General features: G+C 70.7%; 19 protein-coding genes. 11 read left to right on the top strand and 8 right to left on the bottom strand.

Annotation, left to right across the window (positions count from 1 at the left end; translation table 11 throughout):
* Positions 1-137 precede the first annotated feature (137 nt).
* Positions 138-473, bottom strand: a complete 336-nt coding sequence (locus tag ACFWM2_RS29745) for a hypothetical protein (protein WP_383286335.1) — start codon at positions 471-473, stop codon at positions 138-140.
* A gap of 431 nt (positions 474-904) precedes the next feature.
* Between ACFWM2_RS29745 and ACFWM2_RS29740 the strand changes: the two genes are divergently transcribed.
* Together ACFWM2_RS29740 and ACFWM2_RS29735 are read left to right on the top strand one after the other, a co-directional pair.
* Complete coding sequence (locus tag ACFWM2_RS29740; RefSeq protein ID WP_383286483.1) at positions 905-1849, top strand: helix-turn-helix transcriptional regulator; 945 nt, start codon at positions 905-907, stop codon at positions 1847-1849.
* A 23-nt stretch (positions 1850-1872) separates the two neighbouring features.
* Entirely contained in the window at positions 1873-2853 is a 981-nt protein-coding gene (locus ACFWM2_RS29735; protein WP_383286333.1) for a helix-turn-helix transcriptional regulator, read from the top strand.
* Here the strand turns inward: ACFWM2_RS29735 and ACFWM2_RS29730 are convergent.
* On the bottom strand, positions 2816-3850 hold the full coding sequence (locus tag ACFWM2_RS29730; RefSeq protein ID WP_383286331.1) for a LuxR C-terminal-related transcriptional regulator: 1035 nt from the start codon (positions 3848-3850) through the stop codon (positions 2816-2818). The genes ACFWM2_RS29735 and ACFWM2_RS29730 overlap by 38 nt on opposite strands.
* Positions 3851-4145: 295 nt before the next feature.
* On the opposite strand from ACFWM2_RS29730, the gene ACFWM2_RS29725 reads away from it, so the two are divergent.
* From ACFWM2_RS29725 to ACFWM2_RS29715, 3 genes are read left to right on the top strand one after another with little or no spacing between them, the layout of a single operon-like run.
* Positions 4146-5690 carry a circularly permuted type 2 ATP-grasp protein gene (locus ACFWM2_RS29725; RefSeq protein WP_383286329.1) on the top strand — a complete coding sequence of 515 codons (1545 nt, stop codon included), beginning with the start codon at positions 4146-4148 and terminating at the stop codon, positions 5688-5690.
* Positions 5687-6619 carry an alpha-E domain-containing protein gene (locus ACFWM2_RS29720; RefSeq protein WP_383286327.1) on the top strand — a complete coding sequence of 311 codons (933 nt, stop codon included), beginning with the start codon at positions 5687-5689 and terminating at the stop codon, positions 6617-6619. The genes ACFWM2_RS29725 and ACFWM2_RS29720 overlap by 4 nt, the downstream gene beginning before the upstream one ends.
* A 47-nt stretch (positions 6620-6666) precedes the next feature.
* On the top strand, positions 6667-7509 hold the full coding sequence (locus tag ACFWM2_RS29715; RefSeq protein ID WP_383286481.1) for a transglutaminase N-terminal domain-containing protein: 843 nt from the start codon (positions 6667-6669) through the stop codon (positions 7507-7509).
* A 109-nt stretch (positions 7510-7618) separates the two neighbouring features.
* Here ACFWM2_RS29715 and ACFWM2_RS29710 read toward each other — a convergent pair whose 3' ends face one another.
* A complete protein-coding gene (locus tag ACFWM2_RS29710) occupies positions 7619-8728 on the bottom strand; it encodes a sugar ABC transporter substrate-binding protein (RefSeq protein ID WP_383286325.1) in 1110 nt (369 codons plus the stop codon).
* A gap of 339 nt (positions 8729-9067) precedes the next feature.
* On the opposite strand from ACFWM2_RS29710, the gene ACFWM2_RS29705 reads away from it, so the two are divergent.
* The 3 genes from ACFWM2_RS29705 to ACFWM2_RS29695 all read left to right on the top strand — a co-directional run bounded on the left by ACFWM2_RS29705 (position 9068) and on the right by ACFWM2_RS29695 (position 10300).
* Positions 9068-9589: a hypothetical protein gene (locus ACFWM2_RS29705; protein ID WP_383286323.1), complete on the top strand. Its 522-nt coding sequence runs from the start codon at positions 9068-9070 to the stop codon at positions 9587-9589.
* Positions 9586-9786 (top strand): helix-turn-helix domain-containing protein, encoded by a 201-nt coding sequence (locus ACFWM2_RS29700; protein WP_383286321.1) that lies wholly within the window; start codon positions 9586-9588, stop codon positions 9784-9786. The genes ACFWM2_RS29705 and ACFWM2_RS29700 overlap by 4 nt, the downstream gene beginning before the upstream one ends.
* A 259-nt stretch (positions 9787-10045) precedes the next feature.
* On the top strand, positions 10046-10300 hold the full coding sequence (locus tag ACFWM2_RS29695) for a hypothetical protein (RefSeq protein ID WP_383286319.1): 255 nt from the start codon (positions 10046-10048) through the stop codon (positions 10298-10300).
* 73 nt (positions 10301-10373) lie between these two features.
* On the opposite strand, the gene ACFWM2_RS29690 is transcribed toward ACFWM2_RS29695, so the two are convergent.
* The 5 genes from ACFWM2_RS29690 to ACFWM2_RS29670 form a co-directional block, all read right to left on the bottom strand.
* Positions 10374-10826, bottom strand: a complete 453-nt coding sequence (locus ACFWM2_RS29690; RefSeq protein ID WP_383286317.1) for a heat shock protein transcriptional repressor HspR — start codon at positions 10824-10826, stop codon at positions 10374-10376.
* A 7-nt stretch (positions 10827-10833) separates the two neighbouring features.
* Positions 10834-12015, bottom strand: coding sequence for a molecular chaperone DnaJ (dnaJ, locus tag ACFWM2_RS29685; RefSeq protein WP_383286315.1), 1182 nt, complete (start codon positions 12013-12015; stop codon positions 10834-10836).
* Positions 12016-12051: 36 nt separating this feature from the next.
* Entirely contained in the window at positions 12052-12714 is a 663-nt protein-coding gene (gene grpE, locus ACFWM2_RS29680) for a nucleotide exchange factor GrpE (RefSeq protein WP_383286313.1), read from the bottom strand.
* Entirely contained in the window at positions 12711-14579 is a 1869-nt protein-coding gene (gene dnaK, locus ACFWM2_RS29675) for a molecular chaperone DnaK (RefSeq protein WP_383286311.1), read from the bottom strand. Before dnaK ends, grpE begins: the two co-directional genes overlap by 4 nt.
* 269 nt (positions 14580-14848) lie before the next feature.
* Positions 14849-15943 (bottom strand): MraY family glycosyltransferase, encoded by a 1095-nt coding sequence (locus ACFWM2_RS29670; RefSeq protein WP_383286309.1) that lies wholly within the window; start codon positions 15941-15943, stop codon positions 14849-14851.
* 254 nt (positions 15944-16197) lie between these two features.
* Between ACFWM2_RS29670 and ACFWM2_RS29665 the strand changes: the two genes are divergently transcribed.
* From ACFWM2_RS29665 to ACFWM2_RS29655, 3 genes are all read left to right on the top strand, one after another.
* Positions 16198-18489 carry a (Fe-S)-binding protein gene (locus ACFWM2_RS29665; protein WP_383286307.1) on the top strand — a complete coding sequence of 764 codons (2292 nt, stop codon included), beginning with the start codon at positions 16198-16200 and terminating at the stop codon, positions 18487-18489.
* A gap of 388 nt (positions 18490-18877) precedes the next feature.
* Positions 18878-20299 (top strand): FG-GAP and VCBS repeat-containing protein, encoded by a 1422-nt coding sequence (locus ACFWM2_RS29660; RefSeq protein ID WP_383286305.1) that lies wholly within the window; start codon positions 18878-18880, stop codon positions 20297-20299.
* A 120-nt stretch (positions 20300-20419) separates the two neighbouring features.
* Complete coding sequence (locus tag ACFWM2_RS29655) at positions 20420-21862, top strand: FG-GAP-like repeat-containing protein (protein ID WP_383286303.1); 1443 nt, start codon at positions 20420-20422, stop codon at positions 21860-21862.
* The last annotated feature ends 116 nt before the right edge of the window (positions 21863-21978 follow it).

Raw genomic sequence — 21978 nt, 5'->3', positions numbered from 1 at the left:
AGACAAAAAACCACCCACCTGTTGTCTAGCTCCTTTCCCTCCCCCCCCCCCCCCCCCCCCCCCCCCCTCTCCCCCCCCCCCCCCCCCCCGCTGCGGGGGGAAGTACCTGCGCGATCTACAACGACGGGGGAATCGCGTCAGGCACTGCGGGGGGTGGCTGAGATGGTCCGTACATCCGGGATTTCCGGCTCGACCAGCTGATGGTCACGCTGGTCCAGGTTCACAAAGATCATTCCGTACCTTATGGCGCACCGCACCGGCTGCGGCGCCCCCCGAGGCCGTCGCAGACACCGGTACGCCCGGACGTCCTCGTCGTCGTCCCGCGTGACGACCACCGGCTCTCCGAACACCGTCACCATCAACGAGTCACCGCTGTGGGGGATGGCGGTGGCCAGGTCGATGAAGTGCCAGCCGGAGCGGTAGGCGGTGGCCATTTCGCGGCGGAAGCTACGATCGTCGGGTGGAGTGGTCATGCGTCTGCGTCCGCAGGCGAAACCCAGCCGACATCCTGAGTCGCGGGGGCGGAGGCGACTTGCCATCCGACGTCCTGAGTCGAGGGGGGGGCGGAGGCGACTTGCCATCCGACGTCCCCGGTTCCAGCGGCCTGGGCCGCCGTGCTCCCGGTCGTGTCAGAGGTGATCCTCCAGCCGACATCCAGGGGACCGGCCGTACCGAAGGCCAGCGCCACAGCAGCGACGGCAGAAGCAAGCACCGAGCGAAGCATTCTCTTATCCATGGTCGGCTTCGTCCTCACTTGATGGCTTCTTCTCCCCGTGAGACATGACGATGGCTCATTCAGTGACGTCAATGCCACAGATGCGATGCATCATGTTCCTGCACGTTCAGGACCCTGGGGGGTGGAGATTTGCCAACAGAGAGCACAAAACCGACACATCCTCATGGGATCAACGACTTGTGTGCCGAAGCATCTCGTCTCTATGCGAGCGCTCTCGGCTCCGGACGTATATCCCGTGCCGAGGTCGAGCCCGCGCCCTGCCTGCTTGAATTCGCGCTGCTCCACCCGGACCCGGACGACGCGAACTGGCTGCGTCCGGTGCCGCCGTCCGTCGTGCTCGCCCAGCAACTCCAACCGCTGGAACGGGAGATCCAGGACCGTCGACGGCTCAGCCTCGACCTCGCCGACACCTTTCAGCCGTTCATGGCCATCAGCGCCCAGAAGCCGGCGACCACGCACGCCATCACCGTGCTGGAGGGCATCGGCCGGATCAACGCCGCGCTCGACATGGCGATCGCCGAGGCCCGCAGCGAGGTCCTGACGATCCAGCCGGGCGGCAGCCGGCCGGAGCACATCCTGAGCCAGGCGCTGGAAAGGAGCAAGCCTCTGATCGAGCGCGGCATCTCGGTGCGCACCCTCTACCAGCACACGGTCCGGCACAGCCAGAGCACCTTCGCCTACATGGACGGCATGGCCGGCGCCAAGGTGGAGATCCGCACGCTCGAAGAGCTCATCGAGCGGCTCATCATCTGTGATCAGACGGTCGCCTTCATTCCCGCGCAGGACGACCGGCAGGTGGCTCTGGAGCTGCGGCACCCCGGCCTCGTGCAGTACCTCATCAAGGTCTTCGAACAGCTCTGGCAGCGCGCGACCCCGCTCATGGAAGAGGTTCCGTACGAGTACACCGCCGACGGCATCACCGGCGTCCAGCGCTCCATCGCCAAGCTGCTCGTGGAGGGCCACGTCGACGAGGCCATCGCCCGCCGGCTCGGGATGAACGTCCGCACCTGCCGCGCCCACATCGCCAAGCTGGCCACCGCCCTCGGCAGCGGCAGCCGGGCCCAACTCGGCTTCCTGATAGCCCAGTCGGGGATCCTGGACCAGGGCCACTGAATGCGCGGGGAAGAGGGCCGGACGTGACCGCCGGGCACGGGCACCGCGCGGAGGAGCCGTGCGAGGCGGGCCTGGAGCTGTACGCCCGCGCACTGCGCGAGGGCCGGATCGCGCAGCGGGAGGCGGACGCGCTCCCCTGCCTGGTGGACGCCGGCCTGCTCCAGCCGGCCGTGGAGGACATGAGCAGGCTGGAGCCCGTGGCCCCTGCCGTCGCCCTGCACCGGCTGCTGCGCACCGCCGAGGACCGCATCGCGGACGAACGGCGGCGCGAGGAGCACCTGGCCTCGGTGTTCGAACCGCTCATGCGGCTCGACGGCAGGAGCACGGCCGCGGAGGAGACCCCGGCGATCGCCGTGCTCAGCGGCAAGGAACGGATCGGCCGGGCCATCGGAGAGGCCATGGCGGGGGCGGACACGGAGCTTCTCGCCATCCACCCGCGCACCTCGCACATCGGCACGGACCCCGAGATCCACCTGGAGGCCATGGGCCGCGACCAGGCCATGCTCGACCGCGGCGGCCGGATCCGCACCCTCTACCAGCACACCCTCCGCAACGCCCCGACGGTCCTCGCCCGCTACGAGCGGCTGGAGGGCGACGTGGAGGCCCGCACTCTCGACGAGGTCACCGACCGGATGATCGTCGTCGACCGGAACGTGGCCTTCGTCCCGGCGAACAAGAACCACACCCTCGCGCTGGAGGTCCGCCACCCCGCCCTGGTCGACTTCTTCGTGGCCGCCTTCGAGCGCCTGTGGCGGCTTGCCACGCCCATGTACCCGGAAGCCGCCTCGCAGCCCGTCCTGAACGGCGTCACGGCCCGCCAGAGGGCCATAGCCGCCCTCCTCGTCGAAGGCCACACCGACGCCGTGATCGCCGACCGTCTCGGCATGAACATCCGCACGGCCCGCGTCCACATAGCGAAGCTCGCCGCCACCCTCGGCAGCGACAGCCGGGCCCAGCTCGGCTACCTCATCGGCCAGTCGGGGATTCTGGCGCAGGAACCGTGACGCTCTGGAGTTCGGGCGAGCGAGGCGGGCCGTCCAGCCCGGCCTGGGCGATGCGGACGCCGAGCTGGGTGCGGCTGGCGGCGCCCAGCGTCTCCGAGAGACGGGCGATGTGCGCCCGGCACGTACGGACGCTGATGCCGAGGCGCTCGGCGACCACGGCGTCCTGGTGTCCCTCCGCCAGGAGGGCGGCGATTGAACGCTCGCGGTGCGTGATGCCCTCGATGCCCGTCGCCGGCAGGGACGCCGTCAGGGGAATCGCCAGGCGCCACAACCGCTCGAAGACCGTCACCAGATAGCCCACCAGGGCCGGGTGACGCAGCTCCAGCGCGACCGTGCGGTCGTCGTTCGCGGGAATGAAGGCGACCGTGCCGTCGAAGAGGATCAGCCGCTCCACGACCTCGTCGAGGGTACGGGCTTCGGCGCAGTCGCCCATCAGCTCCATGTAGTTGAGCAGACCCTGGCCGTGCCGCGCCACGTGGGTGTACAGGTCGCGCATGCGCACGCCCCGGCGGCGCATCTCCAGCGCGCGGTGCAGCCCCTCGGAGAGTTCGTCCTCACGGCGGATGCCGCCCGGCTGCACGGTCAACACCTCGCTCGTGCACTCCTCGGTGGCCTTGTCCATGGCGGCCCGGATCCGCGGCAGTCCGTCCAGGACGCGGATCGCCACGCCCTCCGCCGGCGCCTGGACGCGTCCGCCGAGCCCCGCGTACCACTCGAAGGCGGACACGGCGTCGCCCATCCGCGACTGGCTCGCGCTGACCTCCTCGTACACGCCCCGCAGCAGTCGGGTCATGACCTCCTGCGGCGAGGTCGGCACCAGCCAGCCCATGTCGTCGGGGTCGGGGTGCAGCAGCGCCAGTTCGAGAAGGCACGGCACCGCTTCGGCGTCCGAGCGCGGCACGCGGCCGCGCCGTACGGCACGGGAATACACGCGGTCCCCGGCCTCGCACAGCCGGTCAGCACCGTGCGGATGCGTGTCCGTCCTGTGCCCCGCCATCTCCCACCCCTGGCTCCAAATTCCTGGCTCCAGCGTCTTGCGCGATGCAACGCCTCGGCGTCTTCCGCAGCGCAACTATGCGCGGCCCCGTCCGCCATCGCAACACGGCTCCTTCCCGCGAGCGCCCCCTATCGAGCGGATACGTCGGTAAATTTCCGCACCTCCGTACGGTCCCTTGCAACAAGATGACCGTCACAACGCCCCCGGTGCGCCGGTGAGATGCGTCGCCCACCACGTGAGCTACCGGAAATCCCCGCTTGACCGGCGCGTTACGGATCGCACTTAACGTCAGGCCATGGCGGACATATTCGACGCGTACGCGTTGGCCGAGGCGTGGGACGAGATGTTTGAGCGGCCGGGTGTGGTCAGGACCGCCTATGAGCCGGTGCTGGCCGCGCTGCAGCCGATCGAGCCGGGCGAGTTGCGGTTCCGGGCCGACCAGATGGCCCGGGCGTTCACCGACCGGGGTGTGACCTACGCGTTCGCGGGCGAGGAGCGCCCCTGGCCGCTGGACCTGGTGCCCCGCATCCTCGACGCGCTGGAATGGGATCTCATCCAGCGCGGTGTGGCCCAGCGGGTGAAGGCGCTGGAGGCCTATCTGGCGGACGCCTACGGGCCCTGCCGGGCCTTCGAGGACGGGGTCGTGCCCTGGCGGCTGCTGCTCAACTCCCCGCACTTCCACCGGGCCGCGCACGGGGTCGAGCCACCCGGCGGCGTACGCATCCATGTGGCCGGAATCGACCTGGTGCGGGACGAGCAGGGGGACTTCCGCGTCCTCGAGGACAACGTCCGCGTGCCGTCCGGTGTGTCGTACGTCATCGAGAACCGGCGCGCGATGACCCGGATCTTCCCCTCGCTCTTCGCCGAACAGCACGTGACGCCGGTGGACGGCTACGCGCAGCGGCTGCTGGCGGCGCTCAGAGCCGCGGCCCCGGGCGGGGTCACCGATCCGCGCGTCGTGGTCCTCACCCCCGGCCCCAGCAACGCCGCCTACTTCGAACACGCCCTGCTGGCACGGCTGATGGGGGTGCAGCTGGTCGAGGGCCACGACCTCGTCTGCCGTACCAACCGGGTGTGGATGCGCACCACGCGGGGCGAGATGCCCGTCCATGTCGTGTACCGGCGCCTCGACGACGACTTCCTCGACCCGCTCCACTTCCGGCCGGATTCGGTGATCGGCTGCCCGGGCATCCTGAGCGCCGCGCAGGCGGGCAACGTGACGCTCGCGAACGCCGTCGGCAACGGCATCGCCGACGACAAGCTGCTCTACACCTACGTCCCCGACCTCATCCGGTACTACCTGGGCGAGGAGCCGGTGCTGCCGAACGTCGAGTCGTTCCGGCCGGACGAACCGGGCCAGTTGGAGGCCGTGCTCGACCAGCTGGACCAGCTCGTCGTGAAGCCGGTCGACGGGGCCGGCGGTCAGGGGATCGTGATCGGGCCGCACGCCGACCGCGAGACGCTCGACCGGGTCCGCGAGCAGGTCATCGCCGATCCGCGCGGCTGGATCGCGCAACGCCCGGTCGCCCTGTCCACCTCCCCCACCCTCGCCGGCGAACGCATGGCGCCGCGCCACATCGACCTGCGCCCGTTCGCCGTCCACGACGGCAGCGACGTGTGGGTGCTGCCCGGCGGCCTCACCCGGGTCGCGCTCCAGGAAGGCAACCTCATCGTCAACTCCAGCCAGGGCGGCGGCTCCAAGGACACCTGGGTGCTCGCGGAGGGATCCGCGGAACGTCCGGTGCCGGACGAGAGCGGCCCCCTGACCGAGGTGGCACCCCGCCAGCACGGACCCGACGGCGACCACACCCTCGTACAGGAAGGGGCGCAGCAGCAGTGAACGACGTGATCCTCTCCCGGATAGCCGAGGCCCTGACCTGGACGGGCCGGTACGTGGAGCGCGCGGACGCCACCGGGCGCATCCTCGACGCCTATCTGCACCGGCTCCTGGAGGACCCCTGGCGCGACGAGGACGTGGCCTGCCGTTCCCTCTACGCGATCCTGGGCGTCGACGCGGGCGGGCAGCGCGTCGACATGCAGCAGGTGCTGGACCAACTCGCCTTCGACGGACGGTCGACGTGCTCGATCGAGGGCGCGCTGGGCGCGGCCCGGCTGAACGCCCGCAGCGCCCGTGAGGCCGTCTCCTCCGAGATGTGGGAGTGCCTCAACTCCACCTGGCACGCGCTGGCCGACCAGCGGCTGGCGGCCCGCCGCACGGGCCCGTACGGCTATCTGGAGCTCGTACGGCGCCGGGCGGCGCTCTTCTTCGGTCTTGCCGACTCGACCATGAGCCGCGACGACAGCTGGCGGTTCGTGGTCCTCGGCCGGAGCCTGGAGCGGGTGGACATGACCGTACGGCTACTGTCCGTACGGGTGTTGGACGCGGCCCACGCCCCCGACTGGCCCACCCTGCTCAGCGCGAGCGGTGCGGACGAGGCGTACGCGCGGGTGTACGGCGGCTTCGGGGACACCCCCAGAGTCGCCGAATTCCTGCTCATGGACCGGGACTTCCCGCGCTCGGCGCTGCATGCTCTGACGACGGCGGAGGAGTGCCTGGCGGCGCTGGGGCGCCCGCGCCAGGACCCGGCCCGCCGTCCCATCGGCCGGCTGCGCACCCGTCTCGAGTATCTGGACTCGCACGCCCTGGAGGAGCAACTGCCGGAGCTGTTGCGGGACTTGCAGCACTCGTGCATGGCGTGCGCGGAGGCGGTGGCGGAGAAGTTCTTCCCCTACCAGGGGCCCGTCGAGTGGGCGCAGGAAGGAGCGTGAGCGACATGAGTGACGCGACGAACAACCCGGGCGAGGTGCGCAGGCCGGTGACCCGCCGGCTGCGCATCCGGCACATCACCCGCGTCTCGTACGCGCAGGCCGCGGTCTCCTCGCACAACGAGGTGCGGATGACCCCGCTGACGCTGCCCGGCCAGACGACCCTGGACGCCCGGGTCACCGTGAACCCGTCCACCCCCACCTGGTCGTACTGGGACTACTGGGGCACCCAGGTCACCGGCTTCGACCTGATGGACCCGCACGCCGACCTGACGATCACGGCGTCGAGCCTGGTGGAGACCTCGCCGCCGGAGCCGCTCGGGACCGCCCCGGCCTGGGCCGAGGTGTCCGAGGCCGCCACGAACTCCCGGCTGGCGGAGTTCACGACGGCGACCTCGCGCACCACCGTGCCGCCGGAGCTGGTGGCCCGGGCCCGCGCGGCGGCCGACGGTCTCGGCCCGCACGAGACGGCGGTCGCCGTCTCCGCCCTGGTCGCCGACCGGGTGTCGTACATCCCGGGCGCCACGGGCGTGAACACCGGCGCCGCGGAGGCCTGGGAGCAGGGTGCGGGCGTCTGCCAGGACATCGCCCATGTCACCGCCGCGCTCCTGCGGGGCCTGGGCCTGCCCACGCGGTACGTCTCGGGCTATCTGCACCCCGAACGCGACGCCGAGCTGCACCGTCCCGTGGCCGGCCAGAGCCATGCCTGGATCGAGTACTGGGCGGGCGACTGGACCGGCTACGACCCGACGAACCGCACCCGCGCCGACGAGTCCCACGTGGTGGTGGGCCGCGGCCGCGACTACGACGACGTGACCCCGCACAAGGGGATCTACCGGGGCGTGGCCGGCGGGCCGCCCGAGGTGACGGTGGAGTTCACCCGGGTGGGGTGAGCCCGGGTGGGGTGAGCCCGGGTGGGGTGAGGTGAGGTGTGCCCGGGCGAGGTGCGGTGAGGTGTGCCCAGGCCGCTTCAGCCCTTCACCGTTTCAGCCCTTCAGCCCTTCAGCCCTTCAGACCGATGGAGTTGCAGTCCGACTTGAACTTGGACGTGCAGATCTGCTTGACCGTGTAGATGCCGTCCTGGACGACCGTGTTCCTGATGTTGTCCTGGGTCAGGGCGACCACGGGGACGAGCTGGGCGGGGACCTTCTCGGTGGTGGGACTGTCGACCTTGTCGCGGGTGAGCGCGTCGAACTCGATCGAGCGGCCCTGGACCCGTGCCACGGCCATCTCGGCGGCGGCGTTGGCCTCCTGCGGGTACGACTTGTAGACGCTCATGTACTGGTCGCCGGAGACGATGCGCTGCACGGCGTCCAGCTCCGCGTCCTGACCGGTGACCGGCGGGAGCTTGCCCGCGCCGGTCTCCTTCAGCGCCTGGATGACGGCGCCCGCCATGCCGTCGTTGGCGGAGTAGACCCCGGCGATGTTGTCGAGGCCGATCGCCGTGATCGCCTTCTCCATGTTGGCCTTGGCGTTCTCCGGCTTCCAGTCCTTGGTGTCGTACGTCTTGGCGATGTTCACCTTGCCCTGGAGCTCCGCCATGGCGCCCGCCTTGAACTGCGCGGCGTTCGGGTCGGTGACCGAGCCGTTCATCATGACGATCTTGCTGGAGGCCGCGTGGGAGCCCAGCGCCTCCACGAGCGCCCTGCCCTGCACCTCGCCGACGAGCTCGTTGTCGAAGGAGATGTACGCGTCGATCGGGCCCTGCGCCAGGCGGTCGTACGCGATGACGGGGATGCCGGCGTCCTTCGCCTTCTGCACGCCGTCCGCGATGGCCTTCGCGTCCACCGCGTCCACGACCAGGACGTCGACCTTGTCGGCCACCATCTTGGCGAGCTGGCTGTTCTGCTTGTCCGCGTCCTGCTCCGCGTTCGCGTACTCGACCTTGCCCTTGTCGTGGGTGAGCTCGGCGACCTTCTTCTCGATGATGGGGTAGTCGAACTTCTCGTACCGGGAGTTCTCCTTCTCCGGGAGGAGGAGGCCCACCGTGATGTCGTCGCCCTTCTTGGGGGTGGCCGAACTCCCGCCACCACCGATGCCGTCCACGACGCCGCAGGCGGTGAGTGAGGCAGCCGTGGCAAAGGCGCCCATGGCCATGGCAGTACGACGCATACGGATACGGGTGTTCACTTCACGTGCCTTCCGGACGAGGGCGCAGCATTGCGACCCAGGTGGCTGAAAGCCAACGCGGCGATCACGGCAGCGTCAAGGAGTAGCCGCTTAACGAGATGGCAACAGCATTCTGTGAGCGGGTCGTGAAGATACCGTCCGCCGAGCCCGCCACTCCGTTTCACCCTCTCCACCTCGGCAAATCCCCCGCCGCTCACGACCACGAGTCCGCCCGTCACGGACAGTAGTCACTTGCATACGGCCCCGCATCGTGCGACTCTGTCCGCTCACCTCAGTTATCGAACATATGTTCCCGTACGAAGGAAAGAGGGAGGGCGCCGGATGAGCGGCGTACGCGCGACGGGCGGTGCGGTGTGGATCGGCTCGCTCATCCGCCGCTTTCCCGACCTCGTCGACGAGCTGGCACCCATGGCCGGTCCCGGGCCCCGGGAGGCCCGTGGCGCCCCCTCGGGCGGCCCCACGCCTCCCTTACGGCTGCACGTCTCCGATGCCGTACGCGACATCACCGACGGAGTCGTCGAGCTGGAGGAGGCCGTACGCGAACGCCTCGGACTGCGGCCCGTGGCCCCCGCGTCGGTGCCGGTGCGGCTGCGCCGTATCGCCGGGCTGCTGGAGCGCATCGCGGCCGATCCCGTGCTCGCCGCCCATGTCGAGGACGAGACCCGGCGGATGGCCGCGCGGTGCGCCCGCGCACTGGGTGACCCCGAGCAGATGGTGCGGCTGCCCGGCCGTTGCCCGCGGTGCGACTCGGTGTCCCTGCGGGCGTTACCCGAGCGCGCCGAGGTGCGCTGTGTGAATCCGGTGTGCGGTGCCGTCCTGGACGGCGAGGCGGACGGCTCGTGACCTCGCCCCTGATCACCGCCGAACTGGCCGCCGACGAGGTGGGCGTCACCCCCGCGACCATCCGCAAGTGGGTCCAGCGCGGCCATCTGCGCCCCGCCGGCAGCGAGGGGCGGCGCCGGCTGTACCGCCTGGAGGACGTCTTCGCCGCGGAACGCGCGACGCACTACGCCCGCACCCGGCCCCACCCGCCCCCGTGACCCCCACTCACCCCCCACGCCCGCCTCCCCGGCCCGGCCCACCACCCCGGGCAGCCCGACCCCTCCGGTCGCCCCGCCGCCCTCCGACCACCCCGGTCGCCCCGCCCTGCTCGAGCACGCCCGACCCGAATAACCAATTGGCATAAGCCAGTTGCACGTTCCGGAGCGTCGCGTCACACTGGGAAGCAGCGGCAGAGCTGCGCCCGGGTCACGGGCGGCGGACCTGCCGCTTTGTGTTGCCCCCACCTAGGAGCACCTCATGGCCACACCCCTGACCGAGGGCGTCACCCTCGAACTGGAACGCCTCCGCAGCTCGGTGGACGTCGGCTTCGCCACCACCCGCGGCGATCTGGCTCTCCTCCTGCAGCGCGCCGACCAGACCGACAAGTGCCTCGGCGAACACGAAGACCGCATCGAAGCCCTGGAACGCACCCGCTGGCCCCTGACCTCGCTGGCCGCGCTCACCTCCTGCGCCGCCATGGCGATCACGCTCTGGCAGGCCCTGGCCCGCTGACGCCCGGCCGGACGCACGACGAAGGGGCCGGGAGGTTCGCCCTCCCGGCCCCTTCGTGCACGCCTGACAATCCTCAGTCCGCCGGCCGCTTGGGCCGCCACACCACCAGCGCACTCGTCTGCTGAACCTCCTGGTACGGCACCAGGTCCCGGCGGTACGAGGCGTGGACGGCCGCCTCGCGCTGCTGCATCGCGACAGCGGCACCGTCGAGGGCCGACTCCAGCTCCATGACCCGGGACTGGAGCGCGGCGACCTGGTTCTCCAGCTCGATGATGCGCTTGATCCCGGCCAGGTTGATGCCCTCGTTCTGCGACAACTGCTGCACGGTGCGCAGCAGTTCGATGTCGCGGGCCGAGTAGCGCCGGCCCCGGCCCGCGGTGCGGTCCGGGGAGACCAGCCCCAGCCGGTCGTACTGACGCAGGGTCTGCGGGTGCAGACCGGAGAGCTGGGCCGCCACCGAGATGACGTAGACCGGCGTCTCCTCGGTCAGTTCGTAGGGGTTGCGTCGGCGGCCGGGTACGTCCATGGCGTTCTCATGCTCCCTTCGCGGCCTGGAACAGCTCCGCCCGCGGATCCTCGTCCGCGGTGGCCTCGCGATACGCCTCCAGCGCGTCGCGAGCCTTGCCCGAAACGTCCTTGGGGACGGTGACCTCGACGGTGACCAGCAGGTCGCCGCGGGTGCCGTCCTGGCGGACCGCGCCCTTGCCGCGGGCGCGCATCGTGCGGCCGTTGGGCGTGCCCGGCGGCAGCTTGAGAGTGACCGGCGGCCCGCCCAGCGTGGGCACGCGCACCTCGCCGCCGAGCGCCGCCTCCGCGAAGGTGACGGGGACCGTGACGGTGAGGTTGTCGCCCTTGCGGCCGAAGACGGGGTGGGCGCCCACGTGCACGACGACGTACAGATCGCCCGCGGGGCCGCCCCGCTCGCCCGGGGCTCCCTTGCCGCGCAGCCGGATCCGCTGGCCGTCGCTGACGCCGGCCGGGATACGGACCTGCATCGTGCGCGACGACTTGGCGCGGCCGCTGCCCTTGCAGACCTCGCAGGGGTTCTCCGCGATCAGTCCGCGGCCCTTGCAGTCCGGGCAGGGGTCGGTCAGCGAGAAGCCGCCGCCCGAGCCCCGCGCCACCTGTCCGGTGCCGACGCACGTCGGGCACACGCGCGGTGTGCCGTTCGCGTCGCCGGTGCCCGAACAGGCCTTGCAGGGCGCCTGCGAGGACATCCGCAGCGGAACCGTCGCGCCGTCCACCGCCTCCGTGAAGCTCAGCGTGACCTCGGACTCGATGTCCTGGCCGCGCCGCGGCTGCGTACGGGAGCCGGTGCCCGCGCCACCGCGGTTGAACAGGCCCCCGAAGACGTCACCGATGCCGCCGCCGAAGCCGCCCTGCGCCGTCCCGCCCTGGGCGCCGCCTCCGAAGAGGTCGCCCAGGTCGAAGTTGAACGAACCGCCACCGGCGCCGGGACCCGGACGGAAGCCGCCGTTGCCGAAGAGGGCGCGTGCCTCGTCGTACTCCTTGCGCTTCTTGGGGTCACCGAGGATGTCGTTCGCCTCGGAGATCTCCTTGAAGCGGTCCTCGGCCTTGGCGTTGCCCTTGTTGGCGTCCGGGTGGAACTCGCGGGCGAGCTTGCGGTACGCCTTCTTGATCTCGGCTTCGGTGGCGTCCTTGGGGACGCCGAGGACCTTGTAGTAGTCCTTCTCGATGAAGTCCTTGGTGCTCATCCTCGACGTCCCTCCTTCCCTGCGTTCTCTGTGACGTCAGCCCTCGTCCGGGCCACCGCTCTCCTTGTCGTCGCCCGCCTCGGCGGAATCGGAGTCCGCCTTGACCGCCTGCGCCCCGGGCTGGGGCTCGGCGACGGCCACCCGCGCGGGGCGGATGGTGCGCTCGCCGATGCGATACCCAGGCTGCAGAATCGCCACGCACGTCGTCTCCGTGACATCCGGCGCGTACGAGTGCATCAGGGCCTCGTGGATCGTCGGGTCGAAGGGCTCGCCCTCCTTGCCGAACTGCTGCAGGCCCATCTTCGCCGCGACGGTCTCCAGCGACTCGGCCACCGACTTGAAGCCGCCGACCAGTTCGCCGTGTTCGCGCGCGCGGCCGATGTCGTCGAGTACGGGCAGGAGCTCGGTCAGGAGGCTCGCCACGGCGAGCTCCTTGACCGCGATCCGGTCGCGCTCGACGCGGCGGCGGTAGTTCTGGAACTCGGCCTGGAGCCGCTGGAGGTCCGCCGTGCGCTCGCTGAGCGCCGTGCGTGCCTGGTCCAGCTGAGCCGTCAGGCCCACCAACTGTGCTGCTGCGTCCCCGCCCGGGGCCGCCCCCTCCTCCGGAGAGGGGGTGGCGGCCTGCGGCTCGGCGTCGTCAGAGGTCGCGCCGGAGGGGACGTCAGGCTTCTCGTCGAAACCCGGGGTCTCCTCCGTCACGCGGCACCATCCTTGCGGTCCTCGTCGACGATCTCGGCGTCGACGACGTCGTCGTCAGCGGCCTTGGCACCGGCGTCGTCACCGGGCGCCTCGGCACCGGCAGCACCCTGCGCGGCATTGGCGTCGGCGTACATCGCCTGGCCCAGCTTCTGCGAGACGGCCGCGACCTTCTCCGTCGCCGTACGGATCTCGGCGGTGTTCTCGCTCTCGCCGGTCGCGCCCTTGAGCGCGGCCTTCAGCTCCTCGACGGCGGCCTCGACCTCGGTCTTGACCTCGCCGGGGACCTTGTCCTCGTTGTCCTTGAGGAACTTCTCCGTCTGGTAGACGAGCTGCTCGCCCTGGTTGCGGGTCTCGGCGGCCTCGCGGCGCTTGTGGTCCTCGTCCGCGTACTGCTCGGCCTCCTGGCGCATCCGGTCGACCTCGTCCTTCGGCAGCGAGGAGCCACCGGTGACGGTCATCTTCTGCTCCTTGCCCGTGCCCAGGTCCTTCGCGGTCACGTGCATGATGCCGTTGGCGTCGATGTCGAAGGCGACCTCGATCTGCGGGACACCGCGCGGGGCCGGCGGCAGACCGGTCAGCTCGAACATTCCGAGCTTCTTGTTGTACGCCGCGATCTCGCGCTCGCCCTGGTACACCTGGATCTGCACGGACGGCTGGTTGTCCTCGGCCGTCGTGAAGATCTCGGAACGCTTGGTCGGGATCGTGGTGTTGCGCTCGATGAGCTTCGTCATGATCCCTCCCTTGGTCTCGATACCGAGGGACAGCGGGGTCACGTCGAGGAGCAGGACGTCCTTGACCTCGCCCTTGAGGACACCGGCCTGCAGGGCGGCGCCGATGGCGACGACCTCGTCCGGGTTCACGCCCTTGTTGGCGTCCTGACCGCCGGTCAGCTCCTTGACGAGCTCGGCGACGGCGGGCATCCGGGTGGAGCCACCGACGAGAACGACGTGGTCGATCTCGGACAGCTGGATGCCGGCGTCCTTGATGACGTTGTGGAACGGCGTCTTGCAGCGCTCCAGCAGGTCGGCCGTCAGCTGCTGGAACTGGGCGCGCGTGAGCTTCTCGTCCAGGTGCAGCGGGCCCTCGGCGGACGCGGTGATGTAGGGCAGGTTGATCGAGGTCTCGGTGGACGAGGACAGCTCGATCTTGGCCTTCTCGGCGGCCTCACGGAGGCGCTGGAGCGCCATCTTGTCCTTGGAGAGGTCCACGCCGTGACCCGACTGGAACTGCTTGACCAGGTAGTCCATGACCCGCTGGTCCCAGTCGTCACCACCGAGGTGGTTGTCACCGTTGGTGGCCTTCACCTCGACGACGCCGTCGCCGATCTCGAGCAGCGAGACGTCGAAGGTGCCGCCACCGAGGTCGAAGACGAGGATCGTCTGGTCGTCCTTGTCGAGACCGTAGGCCAGCGCGGCGGCCGTCGGCTCGTTCACGATGCGCAGGACGTTCAGGCCCGCGATCTCGCCGGCCTCCTTCGTCGCCTGACGCTCGGAGTCGTTGAAGTACGCCGGGACGGTGATGACCGCGTCCGTGACCTTCTCACCGAGGTAGGACTCGGCGTCGCGCTTCAGCTTCTGCAGGATGAAGGCGGAGATCTGCTGCGGGTTGAAGGGCTTCCCGTCGAGCTCGATCTTCCAGTCCGTACCCATGTGACGCTTCACGGACCGAATGGTCCGGTCCACGTTCGTGACCGCCTGACGCTTGGCGACCTCGCCGACGAGCACCTCACCGTTCTTGGCGAAGGCGACGACGGACGGCGTGGTCCTGGCGCCCTCGGCGTTGGTGATGACGGTGGGCTCGCCGCCCTCCAGAACGCTGACGACGGAGTTAGTCGTGCCCAGGTCGATGCCGACCGCACGTGCCATTTCAATTCCTCCAACAATGACTTGAGTGGAACGGACTCAAGTGTGCATGACGTCCGCCGCTCGGTCAACAGAGGTGAGTCGAGCAGGCTCAACTCTTATCTCTTCCCTACACGCAAGAAGGCTCTGACCTGCGTCCTTTCGGCCAGCGGACGCCGATGCGACATTGCCGGGACGTCGACGGGACGTCGCCGAAGCGCGTCCCCGGACGACTCCGGGGACGTCGAGTGGACGTCGACCGGACGTCTCCCGACCGGCAGGACGCCGGCACTTCAGGCCACCGGAGTCCGCGGACGGGGACCTTTGCGGCGCCCCGGGACGGCACGCCGGGCGCCACCGCCCTTCACGAGGGGCGGGGCCACGACAGGCCCGGCGAACACAGCGGTCGCATCCGCCGCCGGGGCCTCACGGTGCCGGGTGCCCCCGGATCCGTATCCCCGAACCCGCGACAGGGCGAGTACGACCACCAGCGTGCCACCCGCCACCCACAGCGCGGCACCCGGGCCCAGCCAGCCCAGGTCGATCAGCAGCCCGACGAGCGCGCCGGCGAAGGCGGCCACGCCGATGACCACGGCGGCCCCCGGGGCGGTGAGCCCGAGCCGGCGCAGCCGGGGAGCGAGGCGGCCGGCGCGGCCGCGCGTCCCGAGCAGACCGAGGGCGAGGCCGGCGGTGGGCACGGCGGTCAACGCGAACAGCGCCGCCGCGCTCGGCAGCGGCTCGCGCCCCGCGTGCACCACGACCGCCGCCGAGGCGAGCACGAACCCGGTGAACAGCGCGCCGCAGTCGCCCGAGACGGTCCTGGCCGGGGGCCAGTTGTGCATCAGGAATCCGGTGAGCGCGGCGGCCAGCACACTCAGCAGTGCGGCCAGCCCGTCCATGATCTCGGCCGCTGCGCAGCCGCTGAGCGCGAAGGCGGTCACCACACCGACCGTCCCCATCACGCCATCCGCGTGACCGAGGGCCGCGAAGGCATGGGCGACGAGGACGATCCAGACGATCGCCAACAGGGCCATCGGCAGGCCGAGTTCGCCGTACGGCACCACGAACGCGGCGGCGATCGCGAGACCGGCCGGCCGCACGGCCGGTGGCACCGGCCGCAGATCCCCGACGAGTCCCAGCACCGCCGCTCCGACCCCGGCGAGGAGCAGCACCCCGACCCCGGTGCCGAGCCGGGCGACTCCGGTCCAGTCCCCCACCCCGGCGACGGTTCCCGTGCCGACGACGACGGCCGCACCCCCGAAGAGCGGGACCACCCGCCCTCGCCGCCGCTCCACGGCCCCGAGCCGCAGCGCGGGCAGCCGCAGCAGCGCGCTGAGCGCGGCGGTGAGAAGAAGGGCCGACGTGGCGGCGGTGATCCCGTACAGCACGAGCCGAGGCTATGCCTGTATCACCTCATATCGGGTGAATAACACGATGTGCTTTTCCCCGTTTCCCGGGGCAGACGTGACCGGGGGCCGACACCTCCACTCAGGTCAGCCTCAGCGACACAGATCACCGCCCACCTGGCTACAGTGCGGCGCAAGAAGTGGGTAGTCTCAGACGGACTGCATAAGTTACCGCTTAGTAATCACTATCGAACTCCGCTACGAAGCCCCGCCTCGCAGGCCCGAGGAGCCCCCGAATGCAACTCGCCGCGATCATCGTGTCGCTGGTCCTGACCGTGGTCGGCGTGGCGCTCATCGCCCGAGCCGTCGCGCAGATCTACCGGTTCATCAAGCTCGGCCAACCGGTCCCGGCCGGTTCCCGCACCGACGACTGGAAGGCCCGCACCCTCACGCTGGCCAAGGAGTTCGTCGGCCACACCCGGATGAACCGGTGGGGAATCGTCGGTGTCGCGCACTGGTTCGTCGCGGTCGGCTTCCTCACGCTCGGCCTGACGATCGTCACCGCGTACGGCCAGCTGTTCAAGGCCGACTGGACGCTGCCGGTCCTGGGCGGCTGGCTGCCGTACGAGGTGTACACCGAGTTCATCGCCCTCGCGACGACCGTCGGCATCCTCGTTCTGATCGCGATCCGGCAGCTCAACCTGCCCTCGCGCCCCGGCCGCAAGTCGCGCTTCGCGGGCTCCAAGATGGGCCAGGCGTACTTCGTCGAGGCCGTCATCCTCGTCATCGGTCTGGCGATCATGACGCTGCGCGGCCTGGAGGGCGCGCTGCACCACGTCGACGGCTACGAGGCCGCGTACTTCGCGTCGTATCCCCTCGTCGCCGCCTTCAAGGGCCTGAGCCTCGGCACGCTGCAGAACCTGGTCTACCTGACCGCCATGATCAAGCTCGGCGTCACGATGACCTGGGCGATCACGGTCGGCCTCAACACCAACATGGGTGTGGCCTGGCACCGCTTCCTCGCCTTCCCGAACATCTGGTTCAAGCGGAACGCGAAGGGCGCGACCGCCCTCGGCGGGCTCCTTCCGATGACCTCCGGCGGCAAGGACATCGACTTCACCGACCCCGGTGAGGACGACGTCTTCGGTGTCTCCCAGGTCGAGCAGTTCTCCTGGAAGGGGCTGCTGGACTTCTCGACGTGTACGGAGTGCGGGCGTTGCCAGTCGCAGTGCCCGGCCTGGAACACGGGTAAGCCGCTCTCCCCCAAGCTCCTCATCATGTCGCTGCGCGACCACGCGCACGCCAAGGCCCCCTACCTCCTGGCCGGCGGCGGCAAGGACATGGAGGGCAACGAGAAGGCCACCAAGGAGCAGCTCGCCGACGTGCCGGCCGCCGCGCTCGCCGAGGCCGAGCGCCCGCTCATCGGCACCCTCGAAGCTGCATCCGACAGCGGCTTCGCCGCGGGCGGCGTCATCGACCCCGACGTCCTGTGGTCCTGCACCACCTGCGGCGCCTGTGTCGAGCAGTGCCCCGTCGACATCGAGCACGTCGACCACATCGTCGACATGCGCCGCTACCAGGTGATGATCGAGTCCGCGTTCCCGTCCGAGGCGGGCACGATGCTCAAGAACCTGGAGAAGAAGGGCAACCCCTGGGGGCTGGCCAAGAAGCAGCGCCTGGAGTGGACGAAGGAAGTCGACTTCGAGATCCCGGTCGTCGGCCGCGACATCGAGGACCTGTCCGAGGTCGACTACCTGTACTGGGTCGGCTGCGCGGGGGCCCTGGAGGACCGGGCCAAGAAGACGACGAAGGCCTTCGCCGAGCTCCTGCACATGGCGGGCGTCAAGTTCGCGATCATGGGCGGGGACGAGAAGTGCACCGGTGACTCGGCGCGCAGGCTGGGCAACGAGCCGCTGTTCCAGGAGCTCGGCATGGAGAACGTGGCCGCGCTGAACATGGCGTACGGCGAGGATGACGAGGACCCGGCGACGAAGAAGCCGAAGTCCGCGAAGAAGATCGTCGCCACCTGCCCGCACTGCCTCAACACCCTCGGCAACGAGTACCCGCAGCTCGGCGGCGACTACGAGGTCATCCACCACACACAGCTGCTCCAGCACCTCATCGACGAGGGCAAGCTGCTGCCGGTGACCCCGGTCGACGGCCTCATCACCTACCACGACCCGTGCTACCTGGGCCGCCACAACAAGATCTACACGCCGCCGCGCGAGATCATGTCGGCCGTCCCGGGCCTGCGTCAGCAGGAGATGCACCGCCACAAGGAGCGCGGCTTCTGCTGCGGCGCCGGTGGTGCGCGGATGTGGATGGAGGAGCGGATCGGCAAGCGCATCAACAACGAGCGCGTCGACGAGGCCCTGTCGCTCAACCCCGACATCGTCTCGACCGCCTGCCCGTTCTGCCTCGTCATGCTGACCGACTCGGTCAACGGCAAGAAGAACGACGGCCAGGCCAAGGAGTCCGTCCAGGTCGTGGACGTCGCGCAGTTGCTGCTCGACTCCGTCAGGACGCCCGTCGACCCGGCCGGTTCGGCCGAGGCCGAGAGCACGCCGGAGCCGGAGCCCGTCAAGTAGCGGACGCTGCCGCCGGGTTGGCCCGGCGGACGATCGCGCCGGAGTCGCCCGGCACCCACTGGCACCCCTTGTCCCTGGTTCACACCGGGGGCCTGGGGTGCCCGGCGTTTTCGGCCCGCTACCGCGAGCGGTGGTTGCGGCCTACTCGGGCGAGCGGCGGCTCCGGCTCGCTCCCGCGGGCGGCGGCTCCGGCCTCCTCCCGTGGCCGGCGTTTTCGCACACCCCGCGAGCGGTGGTTCCGCCCGCTCCCGCGGGCGGTGTTCTCGGCAGGCGCCGCCGTGGACGCCCCCGTGGCACTATCTCGGTCTACCCGGAGAGAAGGACGGCAGCGGCCCGGTGGCGGCGACCCCCACGTCACCTTCTCCCCCGCCGAATCTCGGGAGACGTCTTGATACGCCTGCGTGCCGTGCTGACTTGCGCGGTGGTGCTCGCTGCCACCACCGGGTGCGGCGGGGACGAGCCCGCGCCCCGGCACCCGACCGCCGGGAAACCGGCCGACCGCCCCGATCCCGGCGACTTCAACGGGGACGGCTACGACGACTTCCTGGGCTTCGCGCAGTCGGCGCCGAAGAACGGGATCATGGGCACCAGCACACTGGTCGTGGTCTACGGCTCGAAGAACGGCCTCAACCCGGCCTGGGCAACCAGGGTGCGGCCGGCCAGGGGACAGGAATTCGGGGCGCCGCCCCTGCGGGCCGACCTCGACAAGGACGGCTTCACCGACCTCATCGCCGGCCGCGGCACGGACCTCGCCGAAACGCGTACGTTCGCGATGTTCGGCGGGCCCCGCGGCCTCGGCGCCGCCCGCCTCCTCGACCTGCCGACCGGCTTCCGCCCGCTGGCCGCCGCCGACTTCGACGGCGACGGATCCGTGGACCTCCTCGACGGCGGCCGGGGCCGTAACGGCGGTGAGCCCGGTACCGACGGCGCCCTGCTGTACGGGCCGTTCGACCGCACCGGCACGCCACGGCGCCAGGTCGCCCTCGACCTGCGCCAGCACGGCACCGTCACCCCGCGGTCCGCCGTGACCGGAGACTTCGACGGCGACCACCGGGCCGAGGTCGTCCTCACGTACTCCTTCGACGCGGAGCAGGACGAGGCCGCACCGTCCGGCCTGTACACCGTCGGCTACTACGAGGGCGGCGAGCGGGGCCTCGTCCGCGACACCCGGCAGGAGAGCCGTATCAGCCGGGCCGTGTCGACCCCCGGCGGCCCGCGCACCCCCGCCGTCGGCGACGCGGACGGCGACGGCACCGACGATCTCCTGATGCCCACCCGGCTGATCGTCGCCCCCGCCGACCTGCCGAAGACCGGCGGCGCACTGACGATCCTGTACGGCGCCCGGTCCGGACTGGGCACCGGGCGCCGGGAGACCGTGATCGGGAACAGGGACACCGACCAGCGGCGCGTCGACTTCGGGGCGTCGCCGGCCGTGGGTGACGTCAACGGCGACCACCGCCCCGACGTCGTGGTCGACACCCCCGACTTCCGGCGCCACGACGGCCGGGTCACGCTGCTGCCGGGCGGCCCCGACGGGGTGCCGTCCGCGGCGGGTGAGCAGTCGGTGGACGCGGGGACCAAGGGGCTGCCCGGGACGCCGAACCCGTACTACTGGAACGCCTTCAACCATCAGCCGCCGCTGCTGGACGTCGACGGGGACGGCCACGCGGACGCGGTGGTCTTCGCGCCGCTCTACGAGAAGCGGAAGGGCGCTTTTCTGGTGCTGCGCGGCACGGATGCCGGGTTCGACCCGAAGCGGGCCCAGTTGTTCACGCCGGATGACCTGGGGACGGCACAGCGCCTTCCTTAGGGCCTGTCCGGCAGTTCCCGTCCGGCCTGTTCACTTGATGGCCACCCGAGCACAACCTTTCGTACGCCTCGTGAGTCACACGCACGAAAAACGCCCGCCCCTTTGCCCAGGGAGTCCCTCGTGCGTGCACAGACGTCGCATGCGAAGAAGCTGGCCGTCGCGGCCGCGCTGGCCGCGTTGGTGGCAGCGGGGCTGAGCCTGCCGCTCGCCGGCTCCGCCTCCGCGGCACCCACGCTCAAGGACGACTTCAACGGCGACGGCTACGCGGACCTCGCGGTCGGTGTCCCCGACGCCACCGTCTCCGGCCAGGCCAAGGCCGGACACGTGAACGTCGTCTGGGGCGGCCCCAAGGGGCTCGGTGACGCCGGCTCGACCACGCTCAGCCAGGCGACCGCCGGGATCCCGGGCCACCCGGAGGCGGCCGACCTGTTCGGTGCGCGGGTCGCCGCGGCGGACGTCGACGGCGACGGCCACGCGGACCTGCTCGTCGGCGCGCCCAGCGAGTCCCTGACCGACCGCACGTACGACGAACAGGGCACCCTCACCGTGGTGTTCGGCTCGCCGTCCGGCTTCCGCAAGACCGCGGTGCTGGCGGCGAAAGGGGCCGGGGAGGCCGAGCGCCTCGGCGGACTCTTCGCGACCGGTGACTACGACCACGACGGCGACGCCGACCTCGCGATCGGCACCAGCGGCGAGGAGGGCGGCGCCCTGCTGTACCGCCCGGGCCCCCTGGCGTCCCCCGCCCCGACGACCCTCCTCGACGGCTACGACTTCGGCGGCGCCAACGACCTGGCCACCGGCGACTTCGACGGAGACGGCACGGACGACGTGGCGGTCACCTGGTCCGGCATGGAGCTGTACGGCACCGGCGTCTGGTCCTGGTCCGGCGGCGAGGCGGCCGAGACCTGGCGCACCGGCGACTACGCGGCCTCCCTCGCCGCCGGCGACCTGAACGGCGACGGGGCCGACGACCTGGTCCTCGGCCAGCGCCACGACAACCCCGAGGCCGACGTGCCGTCACCGTGCCCGGACGAGTCGAGCGGGGCGGTCCTCGTCCGGTTCAGCGCGGGCGGGCTGAAGGGCGGCTCGGACACCTGCCTGTCGCAGTCGTCGGCCGGCGTTCCCGGCACGGCCGAGCCGGGCGACGCCTGGGGCAACGCGGTCGCGGTGGGCGACCTGGACGGCGACGGCGCACCCGAACTCGTCGTCGGCGCCCCGGGCGAGGCCGTCGGCTCCCTCACGAGCGCCGGCTCGGTCACCGTCCTGAACGGCACCGCGCAGGGCCCCGTCGCCGGCGGCATCACGTACACGCAGAACAGCCAGGGCGTCCCCGGCACCGCCGAGGCCGGCGACCGCTTCGGCGCCGCGGTGACCAGCGGCCGCTACCACCCGGGCGGCGGCGCGGACCTGGCGGCCGGCGCCCCCGACGAGAACACCACCACCGGCGGTGTCTGGTACATCCCGACCACGTCCGACACGTACCCGGTGGGCGCCCGCGCGCTGACCCCGAGCAGCCTGGGTCTGTCCGGGGCAAAGGGGTACGGAACGGAACTCGGCCGCTGATCCGCAGCGGGACGCCGTATCCCGCACGTCCCAACCACCTCAAAACTTTTCCGAATTCACGTACAACCCTCACGTCCCGGCATCGGTCTCCTGTTCGCTGACCGACCCATGACGCC

Origin of the sequence: Streptomyces sp. NPDC058371 (assembly GCF_042723265.1) — a bacterium.
Lineage (GTDB): Bacteria > Actinomycetota > Actinomycetes > Streptomycetales > Streptomycetaceae > Streptomyces.
Note: the sequence above shows the minus strand (reverse complement) of the source record. Positions and strands in the feature narration are given on the sequence as shown.

Coding starts and splice junctions, on each gene's coding strand:
- ACFWM2_RS29745 (WP_383286335.1), bottom strand. CDS start 473: ATGACCACTCCACCCGACGATCGTAGCTTCCGCCGCGAAATGGCCACC.
- ACFWM2_RS29730 (WP_383286331.1), bottom strand. CDS start 3,850: ATGGCGGGGCACAGGACGGACACGCATCCGCACGGTGCTGACCGGCTG.
- ACFWM2_RS29725 (WP_383286329.1), top strand. CDS start 4,146: ATGGCGGACATATTCGACGCGTACGCGTTGGCCGAGGCGTGGGACGAG.
- ACFWM2_RS29710 (WP_383286325.1), bottom strand. CDS start 8,728: ATGCGTCGTACTGCCATGGCCATGGGCGCCTTTGCCACGGCTGCCTCA.
- ACFWM2_RS29705 (WP_383286323.1), top strand. CDS start 9,068: ATGAGCGGCGTACGCGCGACGGGCGGTGCGGTGTGGATCGGCTCGCTC.
- ACFWM2_RS29695 (WP_383286319.1), top strand. CDS start 10,046: ATGGCCACACCCCTGACCGAGGGCGTCACCCTCGAACTGGAACGCCTC.
- ACFWM2_RS29690 (WP_383286317.1), bottom strand. CDS start 10,826: ATGGACGTACCCGGCCGCCGACGCAACCCCTACGAACTGACCGAGGAG.
- dnaJ (WP_383286315.1), bottom strand. CDS start 12,015: ATGAGCACCAAGGACTTCATCGAGAAGGACTACTACAAGGTCCTCGGC.
- dnaK (WP_383286311.1), bottom strand. CDS start 14,579: ATGGCACGTGCGGTCGGCATCGACCTGGGCACGACTAACTCCGTCGTC.
- ACFWM2_RS29665 (WP_383286307.1), top strand. CDS start 16,198: ATGCAACTCGCCGCGATCATCGTGTCGCTGGTCCTGACCGTGGTCGGC.